The organism is Kluyvera genomosp. 1 (genome assembly GCF_001266615.1).
In the GTDB taxonomy this organism is placed as follows: domain Bacteria; phylum Pseudomonadota; class Gammaproteobacteria; order Enterobacterales; family Enterobacteriaceae; genus Kluyvera; species Kluyvera cryocrescens_A.
Window position 1 is genome coordinate 169,007 of the sequence record NZ_LGHZ01000014.1, and the last position, 15,128, is coordinate 184,134.

At 54.9% G+C, this 15,128-nt stretch carries 12 protein-coding genes; 6 read left to right on the forward strand and 6 right to left on the reverse strand.

All coding sequences use genetic code 11. From position 1 onward, the window contains the following. Positions 1-33: 33 nt before the first annotated feature. Complete coding sequence (locus tag KP80_RS09565) at positions 34-1,014, reverse strand: GlxA family transcriptional regulator (protein ID WP_052283407.1); 981 nt, start codon at positions 1,012-1,014, stop codon at positions 34-36. A 289-nt stretch (positions 1,015-1,303) separates the two neighbouring features. On the opposite strand from KP80_RS09565, the gene rstB reads away from it, so the two are divergent. Together rstB and tus are read left to right on the forward strand one after the other, a co-directional pair. Next, the gene (gene rstB, locus KP80_RS09570) at positions 1,304-2,605 is read left to right on the forward strand and encodes a two-component system sensor histidine kinase RstB (protein ID WP_052283408.1); all 1,302 of its coding nucleotides are present in this window, start codon (positions 1,304-1,306) and stop codon (positions 2,603-2,605) included. Positions 2,606-2,690: 85 nt separating this feature from the next. Continuing rightward, the gene (gene tus / locus KP80_RS09575) at positions 2,691-3,623 is read left to right on the forward strand and encodes a DNA replication terminus site-binding protein (protein ID WP_052283409.1); all 933 of its coding nucleotides are present in this window, start codon (positions 2,691-2,693) and stop codon (positions 3,621-3,623) included. Here the strand turns inward: tus and fumC are convergent. Together fumC and fumA are read right to left on the reverse strand one after the other, a co-directional pair. After that, on the reverse strand, positions 3,620-5,023 hold the full coding sequence (gene fumC / locus KP80_RS09580; protein ID WP_052283410.1) for a class II fumarate hydratase: 1,404 nt from the start codon (positions 5,021-5,023) through the stop codon (positions 3,620-3,622). The genes tus and fumC overlap by 4 nt on opposite strands. Before the next feature lie 225 nt (positions 5,024-5,248). Continuing rightward, positions 5,249-6,895 carry a class I fumarate hydratase FumA gene (fumA, locus tag KP80_RS09585; protein ID WP_052283411.1) on the reverse strand — a complete coding sequence of 549 codons (1,647 nt, stop codon included), beginning with the start codon at positions 6,893-6,895 and terminating at the stop codon, positions 5,249-5,251. A gap of 198 nt (positions 6,896-7,093) precedes the next feature. Here fumA and manA point away from each other — a divergent pair, with 198 nt between their 5' ends. Together manA and KP80_RS09595 are read left to right on the forward strand one after the other, a co-directional pair. Continuing rightward, positions 7,094-8,272: a mannose-6-phosphate isomerase gene (gene manA / locus KP80_RS09590; protein ID WP_052283412.1), complete on the forward strand. Its 1,179-nt coding sequence runs from the start codon at positions 7,094-7,096 to the stop codon at positions 8,270-8,272. 96 nt (positions 8,273-8,368) lie between these two features. Continuing rightward, entirely contained in the window at positions 8,369-9,898 is a 1,530-nt protein-coding gene (locus tag KP80_RS09595) for a YdgA family protein (RefSeq protein ID WP_052283413.1), read from the forward strand. A 39-nt stretch (positions 9,899-9,937) separates the two neighbouring features. Here the strand turns inward: KP80_RS09595 and KP80_RS09600 are convergent, their stop codons facing one another. Further along, positions 9,938-10,966 (reverse strand): Mal regulon transcriptional regulator MalI, encoded by a 1,029-nt coding sequence (locus KP80_RS09600; protein WP_052283414.1) that lies wholly within the window; start codon positions 10,964-10,966, stop codon positions 9,938-9,940. Positions 10,967-11,141: 175 nt separating this feature from the next. Here KP80_RS09600 and malX point away from each other — a divergent pair, with 175 nt between their 5' ends. Both malX and KP80_RS09610 read left to right on the forward strand, forming a co-directional pair. Continuing rightward, positions 11,142-12,737: a maltose/glucose-specific PTS transporter subunit IIBC gene (malX, locus tag KP80_RS09605; RefSeq protein ID WP_052283415.1), complete on the forward strand. Its 1,596-nt coding sequence runs from the start codon at positions 11,142-11,144 to the stop codon at positions 12,735-12,737. 64 nt (positions 12,738-12,801) lie between these two features. Further along, complete coding sequence (locus KP80_RS09610) at positions 12,802-13,974, forward strand: MalY/PatB family protein (RefSeq protein WP_052283416.1); 1,173 nt, start codon at positions 12,802-12,804, stop codon at positions 13,972-13,974. Positions 13,975-14,030: 56 nt separating this feature from the next. Here the strand turns inward: KP80_RS09610 and KP80_RS09615 are convergent, their stop codons facing one another. Both KP80_RS09615 and KP80_RS09620 read right to left on the reverse strand, forming a co-directional pair. Beyond that, entirely contained in the window at positions 14,031-14,411 is a 381-nt protein-coding gene (locus KP80_RS09615; protein ID WP_231625920.1) for a VOC family protein, read from the reverse strand. An 89-nt stretch (positions 14,412-14,500) separates the two neighbouring features. Further along, positions 14,501-15,064 carry a TetR/AcrR family transcriptional regulator gene (locus KP80_RS09620; RefSeq protein WP_231625919.1) on the reverse strand — a complete coding sequence of 188 codons (564 nt, stop codon included), beginning with the start codon at positions 15,062-15,064 and terminating at the stop codon, positions 14,501-14,503. Positions 15,065-15,128: the final 64 nt, after the last annotated feature.

Genomic DNA, 15,128 nt, shown 5'->3' on the forward strand with positions numbered 1-15,128 from the left:
GTCATTTGGCGTAAATGACAAAAAAGGATCACTTTACGCCATTTTGCGACAGTGGAAACGCTGGCGATATTCACCGGGGGTCAGGTGAAGCTGTTTCTCGAACAACCGTCGCAGGTTAATGCTGCTGCCAAACCCCGTTTGTTCGGCAATGCGTTCCAGCGTCTCATTGGTTTGTTCCAGTCGCTGCCGGGCTGCGGCCAGGCGTGCTTCCGCGACGTAACGCGCTGGCGAAGCCCCGGTTTCTCGGGTAAAAACGCGGGTAAAATTACGCGGGCTCATAGCGACTTTTTCCGCCAGTTTCTCCACGCTGAGATCGGCGGTGAGGTTGTTGAGCAACCAGGACAACAGCTCGTTAATCGGCCTCACCGTGCTGGTTTGCTGAAGGTTATAGCGGCTAAACTGCAGCTGGCCACCGGGACGACGTAGGTACATCACGAAATCCTGGGCAATGTCACGCGCCAGACTGAAGCCGTAATCCTCTTCCACGAGCGCCAGCGTCAGGTCAAAGCCAGAGCTGACCCCGCCTGAGGTCCATATATTTTCATCCTGAATGTAAAGCGGCCCGCCTTCAACGCGCACCTGAGGAAATTCTGCCTGCATGGTTTCCAGCAGCTTCCAGTGGGTCGTCGCCCTTCTTCCGTCGAGCAGCCCGCTTTGCGCCAGCAGCATCGCGCCGCCGCAAATGGAAGCAATGCGACGCGCATGGGGCGCGGCAAGACGCAGCCAGTCAACCACCGCAATCCCTTCCTGCGGGTTCTGGCCTCGGCCGGTGATAATAATGGTATCAAGCGGTTCACGAGGGTCTATCTCATGCAGGCGATGGTCTGCCAGCAGATTCAACCCCGATTGGCCGTGGATCACCTGATGCGGCTGGGTGGTGGCCAGCTGCACCTGGTAGCAGAGGTGGGTAGCCCCTTCTGGATGCAGGCTGTTGGCCTGCATCAGAATGTCGGCAATACCGGCGGATTCAAACAGCATGCCACCATCGGGGACAATTATCAGTATCTTTTTCATGTCCTGAAAAGTAATCTTTCTACACAATAAGTCAATAGCGAGTGCGTCGTAGGGAAAATGTTTGCCCTACCGTTATCGTCACCATGCTGGTGGATCCTTATTTATCCGTTTGCGCCGTATTTTATTGTTCTGCAATAACCCATAAGAATGGATAAAGCGTTTATACGGTATACTCTGCCAGGATAAATTTGCCGGGTCTCCTGTCCGTGCATCGATCCATACAGAAATATGCTGGTGCCCTGAGTGGTGAAAAGGTGCTAGTTAACTTATTGAACGTTCGGTGGTTTTGATGAAAAAGCTGTTTGTGCAGTTTTACCTGCTGCTGTTTGTCTGCTTCCTGGTCATGACCATGCTGGTCGGGCTGGTGTATAAGTTCACCGCCGAACGAGCCGGGCGTCAGTCTCTTGACGATCTAATGAAAAGTTCGTTATCGCTGATGCGCAGCGAGTTGCGTGAAATTCCGCCGCGTAACTGGAGCAAAACGCTCGACGAGCTGGATCTGAATCTATCGTTCGATTTACGTATCGAGCCGCTCAGTAAGTTCCAACTGGGCGAAAACTCAATGCAGCATCTGCGGGCGGGCGATATCGTCGCGCTGGACGATCAGTACACCTTTATCCAGCGCATTCCCCGCAGCCACTATGTTCTGGCGGTGGGGCCGATTCCCTACCTCTACTTTATGCATGAGATGCGGCTCTTGGATATTGCGCTGATGGCGTTTATCGCCATCTCGCTGGCCTTCCCGGTATTTATCTGGATGCGACCCCACTGGCAGGATATGTTGCGACTAGAGAGCGCGGCGCAACGCTTTGGTGACGGTCATTTGGGCGAGCGTATTCACTTCGACAGCATGTCGAGCTTCGAACGTCTGGGCGTAGCCTTTAACCAGATGGCCGACAATATCAACGCGTTGATTGCCAGCAAAAAGCAACTGATTGACGGCATTGCTCACGAGCTTCGGACCCCGCTGGTGCGCCTGCGCTATCGTCTGGAGATGAGCGAAAATCTGACCGACGCGGAATCGCTGGCGCTTAATCGCGATATTGGCCAATTGGAAGCGCTGATTGAAGAGCTATTGACGTACGCGCGTCTCGACCGCCCGCAAACCGAGCTGTCGCTGACCACGCCAGATCTGCCCGGTTGGATTACCGCCCACGTTGAAGATGTCCAGTCGGTGAATCCACAGCGCCAGGTGGTCATTGGCGAGATGACGCACGGCGATTTTGGCGCGCTGGATATGCGCCTGATGGAGCGTGTTCTGGATAACCTCATCAACAACGCCATGCGCTACAGCCAGTCAAAAATTCAGGTGAGCCTGACGCTCAACGGCAGCCAGGCCTGCCTGCGCGTGGAAGATGATGGCCCCGGGATTGCCGAAAGCGAGCGCGAGCGGGTTTTCGAACCGTTTGTGCGCCTTGACCCAAGCCGCGACCGTGCCACCGGCGGCTGTGGATTAGGATTAGCGATAGTCCACTCAATAGCCGTGGCAATGGGCGGACACGCCAGCTGCGAAAGCAGTTCACTTGGTGGCGCCAGCTTCAGCCTACATTGGCCTATTTATCACCATATCTCCCTGCCCGCGGCTAGCTGACCGCGGTTTGCACGTTGCCTATTCCCGGCGTATAGTCAAACCAGAAACAGTATGTTGTAACTAATGACATTCTTAAAGGATAACGATGGCCAGCTATGACCTTGTTGAACGGTTAACCGACACCTTTCGCCAGATTGAACGCAATATTGCTGCGCTGCGCGATGAACTCAGCGACTGCCGCTTACTGACTGCTCGTGTGTTTGAGCTCCCGGAGGTCAACAAAAGCGCAGAACACGCGCCGATGTCGCAAGTTAAGGTCGTGCAACATATTGGCCAAGCGGCGTTTACCCGCGCGCTACAGCATTTTGGTCACCTGTTTATTCAGCAGCAATCGGAGAACCGCAGCAGCAAAGCGGCCCTGCGCTTGCCGGGGGCGATCTGTTTACAGGCAAGCAGCGAACAGCACGAGGCGTTAAGCGCACGCGTCGCGCTGATTAATACGCTTAAAGCCGAACTGGAGCAGATTATCACCGTGGATTCCGGCCTGCCGCCGGTGGCGCGTTTTGATTGGGTGCACCGTTACATTCCGGGGCTTATCACGCTTAATGCCTATCGCTCGCTGACCCTGCTTGCCGACCCCAGTACCATTCGTTTTGGCTGGGCGAACAAGCACATCATTAAAAATCTGACCCGCGATGAAGTGATGGCCCAACTGGAAAAAAGTATGAAATCACCGCGCGCAGTGCCGCCGTGGACGCGGGAACAATGGCAGCAGAAGCTGGAAAGAGAGTATCAGGACATTGCCGCCCTGCCGCAAAACGCACGGCTGAAGATAAAGCGTCCGGTGAAGGTTCAGCCGATTGCACGCGTCTGGTATGCGGGAGAACAAAAACAGGTGCAGTATGCCTGCCCTGGCCCGCTGATTGCGGTGTTGTCGGGCAGAAACGGTGTAAGCGTGCCCGACCTGGGTGAACTGTTAAATTACGATGCCGATAATGTTCAGCATCGCCATAAACCGCAGGCACAGCCGCTACAGTTGATTATCCCGCGGCTGCACCTATGGTTAGCGACCGATTAAGCGCCGCTTATCTGGCTGCCCACCATCTCCTGCGGGCGAACCCAGCGGTCAAACTCATCGGCAGTAAGATAGCCCAGCGCCAGCGCGGCGTTTTTCAGCGTCAGCCCTTCTTTGTGCGCTTTTTTAGCAATCTCTGCCGCCTTATCGTAGCCAATGTGAGTGTTGAGCGCGGTCACCAGCATCAACGACTCATTGAGCAATTGATCGATGCGTTCACGATTCGGTTCAATCCCCACCGCACAGTGTTCGTTAAAACTTTCCATGCCGTCAGCCAACAGACGAACGGACTGGAGCACGTTATGAATCACCATCGGGCGGAAAACGTTAAGTTCAAAGTTACCGGAAGCCCCGCCCATATTCACCGCCACGTCATTGCCCATCACCTGACAGCAAAGCATGGTCATGGCTTCGCACTGGGTCGGGTTAACTTTACCCGGCATGATTGATGAGCCCGGTTCGTTTTCCGGGATAGACAGCTCACCAATGCCGCAGCGCGGGCCGGATGCCAGCCAGCGCACATCGTTAGCGATTTTCATCAGCGAGGCCGCCAACCCCTTTAACGCACCGTGTGCATGTACCAGCGCATCACAGGTCGCTAGCGCTTCAAATTTATTCGGCGCGGTGACGAACGGCTGCTGGGTAATGGTTGCCAGCTCCTGCGCCACGCGGACTGCATACTCAGGGTGGGTGTTAAGCCCGGTTCCCACCGCTGTGCCGCCTAATGCCAGCTCGCTAAGATGCGGTAGGCTTTGCTCTATATGCCGGCGGTTATGCTCTAGCATCGCCACCCAGCCGGAGAACTCCTGGCCGAGCGTCAGCGGCGTGGCGTCCTGAAGATGGGTACGGCCAATTTTGACGATATCACGAAAACGTTCTGACTTCTGACGCAGCGTCTCCTGCAAAACCGCCAGCTGCGGCAGCAAATGTTCACGCACAGCAATCACTGCCGCTACGTGCATTGCCGTTGGGAAGACATCGTTAGAGCTTTGGCTTTTGTTGACATCATCGTTCGGGTGCACGAGGCGCGACATACCGCGCTCGCCGCCCAGCAGTTCGCTGGCACGGTTCGCCAACACCTCGTTCATATTCATATTGCTCTGGGTGCCGGAGCCGGTTTGCCAGATGGCCAGTGGGAATTCATCTGGATGCTGGTTATCCAACACTTCATCGGCCGCGGCAATAATCGCCCCGGCTTTATCGGCCTTCAGCAGGCCTAAATCCTGGTTTACCTTTGCCGCCGCGCGTTTCGTCAGCGCGAGTGCGTGGATCAGCGAAAGCGGCATTTTCTCGGTGGATATCCGGAAATGCTCCAGTGAGCGCTGGGTTTGCGCGCCCCACAGTTTATCGGCCGGAACCTCAATCGGGCCCATCGAATCGCTTTCGCGGCGTGACGTTGTCATTACCTTCTCCTTGAATTCAAAGTGATTGTGAAGTGACATTGCTCAGGCAAACTTAGGTAAGTATGGTACAAATAAAAACCGCCCCGAAGGACAACACCCGCGAGTTTGAGATTGAGATACACGGGGTGACCACCGGGTTTGGCGTCCCTCCGGGAACCCAATCCCGGCGTTTCCCCTAATCGCATTGCTCAAGTGAACGGTTGTTGCCCATGGGGCGGTTAAAGTTTACTTCACGCAGCGGTCGCACTGTGACGACTGGATCTGCTGGAAGAAGTCGTTACCTTTGTCATCCACCAGGATAAACGCCGGGAAGTCTTCCACTTCAATTTTCCAGATGGCTTCCATCCCCAGTTCAGGATATTCCACGCATTCCAGACTCTTGATACTGCTTTGCGCCAGAACAGCCGCCGGGCCGCCGATGCTGCCGAGGTAGAAACCGCCGTGTTTGTGGCAGGCATCGGTCACCTGCTGGCTGCGGTTACCCTTGGCCAGCATGATCATGCTACCGCCTTCGGATTGCAGTTGATCCACGTAAGAGTCCATACGCCCTGCGGTAGTTGGGCCAAGCGAACCGGAGGCATAGCCTTCTGGCGTTTTGGCCGGGCCCGCGTAATAGATTGGGTGATCTTTAATGTACTGCGGCAGCCCTTCGCCTTTGTCCATGCGCTCTTTGAGTTTGGCGTGGGCAATATCGCGGCCGACGATAATGGTACCGCTCAGCGACAAGCGCGTGGAGACAGGATACTGAGACAGTTGTTTAAGGATGTCGCTCATTGGACGGTTGAGATCCACTTTCACCGCTTCACCCTCACCGGCTTTACGCAGTGATTCTGGAATATATTTACCCGGGTTGTTTTCCAGTTTCTCAATCCAGATACCGTGGCGGTTGATCTTGGCCTTGATGTTACGGTCAGCGGAACAGGAAACGCCCATCCCGACCGGGCACGATGCGCCGTGACGCGGCAGACGCACGACGCGAATATCGTGGGCAAAGTATTTGCCGCCGAACTGCGCGCCAAGCCCCAGATTCTGCGCTTCTTCCAACAACTCTTTTTCCAGTTGGGTATCGCGGAACGCTTGACCGTGCTCGTTACCTTCGGTTGGCAGACCGTCGTAGTATTTGGTTGACGCCAGCTTCACGGTTTTCAGCGTCGCTTCCGCCGACGTGCCGCCAATGACAAACGCGATGTGATACGGCGGACAGGCCGCAGTACCCAGCGTGCGCATTTTCTCAACGAGGTAGTTTTTCAGCTTCGCCGGGGTGATCAGCGCTTTCGTTTCCTGATACAGATAGGTTTTGTTCGCCGAGCCGCCGCCTTTGGCTATGCACAGGAATTTGTACTCGTCACCGTCCACGCTGTAGAGATCGATCTGCGCAGGCAGGTTAGTGCCGGTATTGACCTCTTTGTACATGTCCAGCGGCGCGTTCTGCGAGTAACGCAGGTTGTCTTCGATAAAGGTATCGTAGACGCCGCGCGCCAGCGCAGCTTCATCGCCGCCGCCGGTCCAGACGCTCTGGCCCTTTTTACCCATGATGATGGCGGTACCGGTGTCCTGACACGTCGGCAGAATGCCCTTCGCAGCGATATCGGAGTTACGCAGAAACTGCAGCGCAACGTACTTGTCGTTTTCGCTGGCTTCCGGGTCGTTCAGAATATCGGCGACCTGCTGCTGATGCGCGGGGCGGAGCATAAAAGAGGCGTCATGGAAGGCGTGTTTGGCGAGAAGCGTCAGCGCTTGCGGGGCAACTTTGAGGACTTCCTGCCCTTCAAATTCTGCGACGGAAACGTAGTCGTTGCTCAACAGATAGTATTCGGTTTCATCCTTTTTTAACGGAAAAGGATCCTGATAGTAAAAAGGTTTATTCGACATTGTGCTCTCACTTACTGCTTTGATGATGTTATGAAGGGCGGACTTCCCATTTGCCCATGTAAAAGCGAGTTACCCTATCGTACACAATTTTTTAACAAAAACTGAGACTAGTACGACTTTTTATTTCTCCAGCATACGGCACCGCATTTTTTTGCTTTAATACGTCCAAAAGAATCCACATTGAAACAGGGCTTGATAATGCAAAAACTCATCAACTCAGTGCAAAATTATGGCTGGGGCAGCAAAACTGCGTTAACGGAACTCTACGGAATGGCCAATCCAGACGGTCTGCCAATGGCAGAACTGTGGATGGGCGCACACCCTAAGAGCAGCTCACGAGTACAGGATAGTCAGGGCAAGGAGCAATCACTGCGTGACGTGATTGACGCCGATAAAGAGGCATTACTGGGGAAAAAAGTCGCCGAACGTTTTGGTGAACTGCCGTATCTGTTCAAAGTGCTTTGCGCCGCACAACCGCTGTCAATTCAGGTGCATCCGAGCAAAAAAGCAGCAGAAATCGGTTTTGCTAAAGAAAACGCGGCCGGTATCCCGCTGGACGCGGCCGAGCGTAACTACAAAGATCCAAACCATAAGCCTGAGCTGGTTTTTGCCCTGACCCCCTTCCTGGCAATGAACGCGTTTCGTGAGTTCAGCGAAATTGCCGCGCTGCTGGCCCCGGTTGCTAATGCTAACCCAGCAATTGGTCAATTTATCGCCGAACCCACTAGTGAACGCCTGAGCGCCCTGTTCGCTGGCCTGCTCAATATGCAGGGGGATGAAAAAGACCACGCCCTGCGCGTACTGCGAACCGCACTCGACACGCAAACCGGCCCGGCCTGGGACGGCATTCGCCTGATCGCCGAGTTCTATCCGGATGACAGCGGTCTGTTCTCCCCGCTGCTGCTTAATGTGGTACAGCTCAACCCTGGCGACGCCATGTTCCTCTTCGCCGAGACGCCGCACGCCTATCTGCGAGGCACCGGTCTGGAAGTGATGGCGAACTCCGATAACGTGCTGCGCGCCGGCTTAACGCCGAAGTACATCGACATTCCGGAACTGGTCGCTAACGTTCAATTCACCGCTAAACCGGCGAACACGCTGCTTACACAGCCAGAAAAGCACGGCGAGATGCTGGACTTCCCAATCCCGGTGGACGATTTTGCGTTCTCACTGCATAACCTCAGCGTCAATACGACCGAGTTAGCTCAAGATGGCGCCGCTATCGTTTTCTGCCTGGAAGGCGAATCAGTCATTCACAAAAATGGCCAGATGCTGGCGTTAAAGCCGGGTGAGTCAGCATTTATCGCTGCCAACGAATCACCGGTACAGGTCAGCGGTAACGGCCGTTTAGCCCGTGTTTATAATAAGTTGAAGTAATTACTGAAGTTTCAGGACAGGCTTGCTACTCTTTTGCATAGCCTTAATTCAACCAGGCGGCTTCTCCGCCTGGTTTCATTTTTATGGACATATACGATGAAAAAAACGCTGGTTGCCGCAGGTGTCATTGTTGCTTTAGGGGTTGTCTGGACGGGTGGAGCCTGGTACACGGGCAAACAGCTGGAAACTCACATCGCCGAAATGGTATCGCAGGCCAATACCCAACTTAAACTGACGGCGCCAGAAGCCGGCCTTGAAGTGAGCTATCAGGATTATCAGCGCGGCGTCTTCAGCAGCCAGTTGAAGATGGTAGTTAAGCCGCTGGCCGGTGCCGAAAAATCCTGGTTAAAACCGGGCCAAAGCGTGCTGCTGGATGAAACTGTTAGGCACGGTCCTTTCCCACTGGCATCGTTAAAAAGCTTCAACCTGGCGCCTGCCATGGCCTCTGTCAACACGGTGCTGGTGAACAACGACGTCACCAAACCGCTGTTCGATATCGCTAAAGGCCAGTCACCCTTTGATATCAACACCCGCATTAGCTACAACGGCGATACCGAATCCGCCATCTCGCTAAAACCGCTGGATTACGAAAAAGATACCGACAAAGTCACCTTCAGCGGCGGTGAATTTACCCTGTCAGCCGATAACCAGGGCAGCCTGGTCTCATTAACTGGCGAAGCGAAAAGCGGCCAGGTGAATGCGGTTAACGAATACGGACAGAAAGTGCAGTTCACTTTCAATAACCTGAAAACCGACGGTTCCAGCAGCCTGACCTCGTTTGACGAACGCGTAGGCGATCAGACATTGAATCTGGAACGTCTGGCGATTGCCGTGGAAGGCAAAGATCTGGCTGAGATCAACGGCATGCGTATTGCCGGTAAGTCGGACCTGACCGCTGATAAGAAGAAAATCAACAGCCAGCTCGACTACTCGATAAACAGCCTGAAGCTACAAAATCAGGACTTTGGTAGCGGCCAACTGACGTTCAAAGTCGACGGCATTGACGGCGTGGCAATGCACCAGTTTAGCCAGCAGTATCAGGCGAAAACGCAGGCGCTGCTCGCCGACCCTGCGCTGGCGCAGAACCCAGAACTGTATCAGCAACAGGCCGTGGATGCGTTGTTCAGCACCCTGCCGCTGCTGATGAAAGGCGACCCGGTTGTGACACTGTCACCTCTGAGCTGGAAGAATGGTAAAGGCGAAAGCACCTTTAACCTGTCGCTGGCGCTGAAAGACCCGGCTCAGGCCACCGGTGAAGCTCAAACGCTGGCCCAGCAGGTCGATCGTGGCGTGAAATCACTGGACGCAAAATTGGCCATCCCAATGGAGATGGCCACCGAACTGATGACTCAGGTTGCACGTCTGGAAGGCTATCAGCAAGAAGAAGCCACCAAGCTGGCTAAACAGCAGGTCCAGGGATTGGCAGCCATGGGGCAGATGTTCCGTCTGACCACCACTCAGGACAACGCCATCAACAGCAGCCTGCAATATGCTAATGGCCAGGTCACGTTGAACGGGCAGAAAATGTCGCTGGAAGATCTGGTTGGCATGTTTGGTATGCCAGGTCTCACCGAGCCGGACGAACCGGCAGCCGTACCCGCACCAGTGCCTGCACCGGTACAATAACGGGTTCAACACGAAGAGCGCCTCCACGAGGCGCTTTTTTTATTTCCGTGCCAGTAAACGCGGCGGCATGATCAAATTACGCACGCTGCCCTGGACATTATCAATACGCTGTAGGATGCGTTCCGCCACGCTTTGTCCCATCTCCCGCGCGGGTGTTGTCACCCAGGTCAAAGGCAAATCATCGAGTGCATTCTCCGCGACGTCGGCAAACGCCGCCAGCGCAACACGTTGTTCATAGTAGCTTTCAACGCTGTCGTCCCCGCTTTGCATACCAGCACGCATCAGTCCAAACCACGCCCCCATGGCGATCACGCTGTTATAGCACAGCACGGCAGAAATAGTCGGGTTATGCCGCAGCAGCCCAGCAATGGCTTCGGCAGCCTGCTTCTGGCTGGACTCGCACTCCAGCACCCATTCACTGTGAAACGGCAGACCGTACTTAATCAACGTGGAGCAGTAGCCGCCCACCCGCTCGGCGCGCGTCAGCGACGAGCTTTTACCACCAAGCCAGGCTATACGCTGATGGCCGCGGCGAATCAGATGTTCGGTCACCAATTGCGCCGCCTGCATATTGTCCGGCCGGATAATATCGACTTCATCGAGATAGCTGGCTCGGGAGGCGAACACCAGCGGCGTTTCGGTTTCTGCGGCTTTGGCTCTTAGCTCCGCCGCTTGATCGACCGACCCAGCAATTACCACGCCGTCGACCCCTTGCGACACCAGCGTTTCAAAGCGCTGCAACATCTGCTCGCCGCGCTTGCCGCCCTGCGTCAGAAACACCATCTTGCCCTCTGATTCCAGCGCAGCAGTCAGGCCTGCGGTCAGCTCGGCATAAAACGGCGAAGAGAGATCGCCGACAATCAGGCCAATCACGCCCGTTTGCCCGCCGCGCAGCGACACCGCCTGCCGGTTACGCACAAACCCCAGCTGGTCGATAGCCTGATACACCCGTTCCCCGGTAGCCGAGGAGATGCGTCCTTTGCCGCTCAGTACTAACGAGACGGTGCTGACGGATACGCCAGCCGCCAGCGCGACATCGTTTATGGTGACTTTCTTTGCAATCGCCATCTCTCCTGCGCGACTCCTTTTGCTCTTTCGCTAAAACGTTTTATCAATAGGTGTACTTTATAAACTGTATTATCACTTGCTTTTGTGATTTGTTTCTCACTAAAAAATGATAAAACGTTTTATCTTCCTGTCCCGTGATTATCAGAAACCCTTTTCAGGACTAAGGAGTCGTTTCATGACGGCGAGAACCGCACCAAAATTCACCCTCTGGGAATTTTTCCAGCAGTTGGGTAAAACCTTTATGTTACCGGTTGCTCTGCTCTCGTTTTGCGGGATCATGCTTGGGATCGGCAGCTCATTAAGCAGCCATGATGTCATCACGCTGCTGCCGTGGCTGGATACACCGTTCCTGCAAGCGCTCTTCGTCTGGATGAGCAAAGTGGGCTCATTCGCTTTTAGCTTCCTGCCGGTGATGTTCTGTATCGCCATCCCGCTGGGTCTGGCGCGTGATAATAAAGGCGTCGCCGCTTTCGCTGGTTTCGTCGGCTATGCGGTGATGAACCTGGCGGTTAACTTCTGGCTGACGGCCAAAGGCATCCTGCCAACCACCGACGCGGCGATTCTGAAAGCCAATAACATTCAAAATATCCTCGGTATTCAGTCTATCGATACCGGGATTTTAGGGGCGGTCATCGCCGGGATTATCGTTTGGCTGCTGCATGAGCGCTTCAACACTATCCGTCTGCCGGATGCACTGGCCTTCTTCGGCGGCACCCGCTTCGTCCCCATTATCACCACCGTGGTACTGGGTCTCGTCGGTCTGGTGATCCCACTGGTGTGGCCAATTTTCGCCATGGGCATCAATGCACTGGGTCATGTTATCAATAGCGCCGGTGATTTTGGTCCAATGATCTTCGGTACCGGCGAGCGTCTGCTGCTGCCGTTCGGCTTGCACCATATTCTGGTGGCGCTGATTCGCTTTACCGAAGCCGGTGGCACCATGGACGTCTGTGGCCATAGCGTGAGCGGTGCGCTGACCATCTTCCAGGCGCAGCTGAGTTGCCCAACCACGCACGGTTTCTCCGAAAGTGCAACGCGATTCCTGTCGCAGGGTAAAATGCCAGCCTTCCTCGGCGGCCTGCCGGGTGCGGCACTAGCGATGTACCACTGTGCTCGCCCGGAGAATCGTCATAAAATTAAAGGCCTGCTGATTTCCGGCGTCATTGCCTGCGTTATCGGTGGCACCACCGAACCTCTCGAGTTCCTATTCCTGTTCGTGGCACCGGTGCTGTATGTGATTCACGCGCTGCTGACCGGTCTGGGCTTCACCATGATGGCCATTCTCGGCGTGACTATCGGTAATACCGACGGCAACATCATCGACTTCGTGGTATTCGGGATCCTGCACGGTCTGTCGACCAAATGGTACCTGGTACCCGTAGTGGCTGCGGTCTGGTTTGCGGTGTACTACGCGATTTTCCGCTTCGCTATCGTACGCTTTAATATCAAAACGCCTGGCCGCGATGTGGACACCACCCCGGCTGCCGCCGACAACAGCACCAGCGGTTCCACCGGCAAATCGGGCTACAACGTACCGGCAATTCTGGCCGCGTTGGGCGGCGCTGAAAACATCGTCTCTCTCGACAACTGCATCACCCGTCTTCGCCTGTCAGTTCACGATATGAGCAAAGTAGATGAAGCGGTGCTGAAGGCCAATCGCGCCATCGGCGTGGTGAAACTCAACCAGCATAATCTGCAGGTCGTTATTGGCCCACAGGTTCAGTCGGTAAAAGACGAAATGTCAGTCCTGATGAATACCGTTAGCGCCTGACCCCTTTGCCCCTGTGATAAACAGGGGCAAAATACCCCCATCTTCTTTTCGTTAGGAACCTCACATGTTTGACTTCTCAACGGTGATTGACCGACACGGTACCTGGTGTACGCAATGGGATTACGTTGCCGACCGTTTTGGTGATGCCGACCTGCTGCCGTTTACCATTTCCGATATGGATTTTGCCACCGCGCCCTGCATTCTTGATGCCCTGAGCAAACGTCTTTCCCACGGTGTGTTTGGCTACAGCCGCTGGAAAAATGACGAGTTTTTACCCGCCATCGCCCACTGGTTCTCGCACCGCTTCCATACGCCGATTGATACCAACAGCATCGTCTATGGGCCATCGGTGATTTACATGGTCGCCGAGATGATCCGCCAGTGGTCCGCGCCGGGCGACGGCATCGTGGTGCATACTCCAGCTTATGACGCCTTCTTTAAAACCATCGAAGGCAACCAGCGCAATATCGTCGGGGTGCCGCTGGAGAAGCAAGATGGCCAGTGGATCTGCGATATGGCAAAACTGGAAGCCGCCCTTTCGCAACCGCAAAACAGCGTGCTGCTGCTGTGTAGCCCACAAAACCCAACCGGTAAAGTGTGGACTCGCGAAGAGCTGGAGGCCATGGCCGCGCTGTGTGCAAAACACAACGTGCGGGTCATCAGCGATGAAATTCATATGGATATGACCTGGTCTGGGCACGCGCATATTCCGTGGTGTGACGTGGCACAGGGGCCGTGGGCCTTGTTCACCTCCGGTTCCAAAAGCTTCAACATTCCGGCTTTCACCGGCGCCTATGGTCTGATTGCCGATGAAAGCGCGCGCGATGCCTATCTCAACGCGCTGAAAGGACGCGATGGTTTATCTTCGCCCTCGGTTCCCGCTCTGGTCGCGCACATTGCTGCCTATCAACATGGGGAAGCCTGGCTGGATGCGCTGCGCGCGTATTTACAGGACAACATGCGCTATATTGAAGAGACGCTCAACGCCGCGTTTCCGGCGCTGAAATGGCAGCGTCCGCAGGCCACCTACCTGGCGTGGATCGATTTACGTCCGCTGAATCTCGACGATCGCCAGCTTCAGGATGTGCTGATAAAACAGCAAAAAGTGGCGGTCATGCCAGGCTACACCTACGGCGAAGAAGGGAATGGTTTTATACGTCTCAACGCCGGCTGCCCGCGCGTGAAGCTGGAAGATGGTGTTAACCGCCTGATTGCGGCCATTCGTACCCTGCAATAATCCCCCTCAACGCAGCGCTCGCAGGCGCTGCGTTGCCATTCTCTTCGGTATTCCCATCAACGCATAGGCCAGGCCTGATTCTGCAACACTACACGATAGCCGTCGCTATCAATAAACGTGCGCCCTTTGACATCCCAGTAAGGGTTGAAGGAGGCAATAGTGGCGAAACCCGCCGCCGTCATGTTCGCGCAAACCTGCTGCCATTCCGCGTTGTCGGGATAGTACAGCACCAGCAGGTCATCATCCGTCGGTGAAGGCGCAACAGGATGATGATGACAGAGGGTAAATTCAAGGTGCCAACTGAGTTGTTCGCTCCCCATCATCACGCCACTGAAACCCTGATGATCGGCGAAGTCTGCAATCTTTTGCAGCCCCAGCCCCTGGCTGTACATCCGGCACGATTTCTCAAGGTTGGTCACCGGTCTGGCAATACGCATATGGTTTAACAAAGCATGACTCCTCATCATTTAACGAGAAGACACTGTAGCCTAACGGCTGATTTTGATTTGTCGGAATGCGCTTTTCCTTAGCGGCTCAGCACTGCGTTAACCAAAGTGCGCAGCTGTTCACTGACCGTCGCCAAATTCATGCCCATCTGCACGTGCATAATTGCGCCGTCCAGCGTCACCACCAGCATGAATGCCTGCGCCGGGTCATTAAGCTGCCACGTGGTAAGCAACGCATCGGCTACTGAAGCCTTGTGTTCGCGGGTCAGGCGTTCGACGTCTGGCAACGTTTCGCCGATTTCGGCGTTGGCGTTAAGAAACGCGCAGCCGCGGAAGTCAGGGCGTTGCCACCAGCTCTTAAGCGTCGCGACCAGCGCATCTGCGGGAGTTTGTCCGTTTGCACTGTTCTGCTGCAATTGAGCGGTAAACCACTGTATCCAGCGTAAATGGCGATAATCCAGATAGGCGAGTATCAGCGCATTTTTGCTAGGGAAATGACGATAAAAGGTCACTTTGGTCACGCTGGCATGGGCAATCACTTTATCAATTCCGGTGGCCCGAATCCCGTGCAGGTAAAACAGTTCATGCGCTGAGAGCAGAATTTTCTCGCGTGCACTGGCGGCCTGCGTACTCTTTTCCATCATCACCATCCCGTTTTATTCCTCGTTGACAACCTCTGAATGCCGGATTAGGTTAATTTAGGTAGAC

Excerpts from the sequence above, each read along its gene's own strand:
- rstB (WP_052283408.1), top strand. The coding sequence starts at position 1,304 with ATGAAAAAGCTGTTTGTGCAGTTTTACCTGCTGCTGTTTGTCTGCTTC.
- fumC (WP_052283410.1), bottom strand. The coding sequence starts at position 5,023 with ATGACAACGTCACGCCGCGAAAGCGATTCGATGGGCCCGATTGAGGTT.
- tus (WP_052283409.1), top strand. The coding sequence starts at position 2,691 with ATGGCCAGCTATGACCTTGTTGAACGGTTAACCGACACCTTTCGCCAG.
- KP80_RS09610 (WP_052283416.1), top strand. The coding sequence starts at position 12,802 with ATGTTTGACTTCTCAACGGTGATTGACCGACACGGTACCTGGTGTACG.
- KP80_RS09595 (WP_052283413.1), top strand. The coding sequence starts at position 8,369 with ATGAAAAAAACGCTGGTTGCCGCAGGTGTCATTGTTGCTTTAGGGGTT.
- KP80_RS09620 (WP_231625919.1), bottom strand. The coding sequence starts at position 15,064 with ATGATGGAAAAGAGTACGCAGGCCGCCAGTGCACGCGAGAAAATTCTG.
- KP80_RS09565 (WP_052283407.1), bottom strand. The coding sequence starts at position 1,014 with ATGAAAAAGATACTGATAATTGTCCCCGATGGTGGCATGCTGTTTGAA.
- KP80_RS09600 (WP_052283414.1), bottom strand. The coding sequence starts at position 10,966 with ATGGCGATTGCAAAGAAAGTCACCATAAACGATGTCGCGCTGGCGGCT.
- KP80_RS09615 (WP_231625920.1), bottom strand. The coding sequence starts at position 14,411 with ATGCGTATTGCCAGACCGGTGACCAACCTTGAGAAATCGTGCCGGATG.
- manA (WP_052283412.1), top strand. The coding sequence starts at position 7,094 with ATGCAAAAACTCATCAACTCAGTGCAAAATTATGGCTGGGGCAGCAAA.
- fumA (WP_052283411.1), bottom strand. The coding sequence starts at position 6,895 with ATGTCGAATAAACCTTTTTACTATCAGGATCCTTTTCCGTTAAAAAAG.
- malX (WP_052283415.1), top strand. The coding sequence starts at position 11,142 with ATGACGGCGAGAACCGCACCAAAATTCACCCTCTGGGAATTTTTCCAG.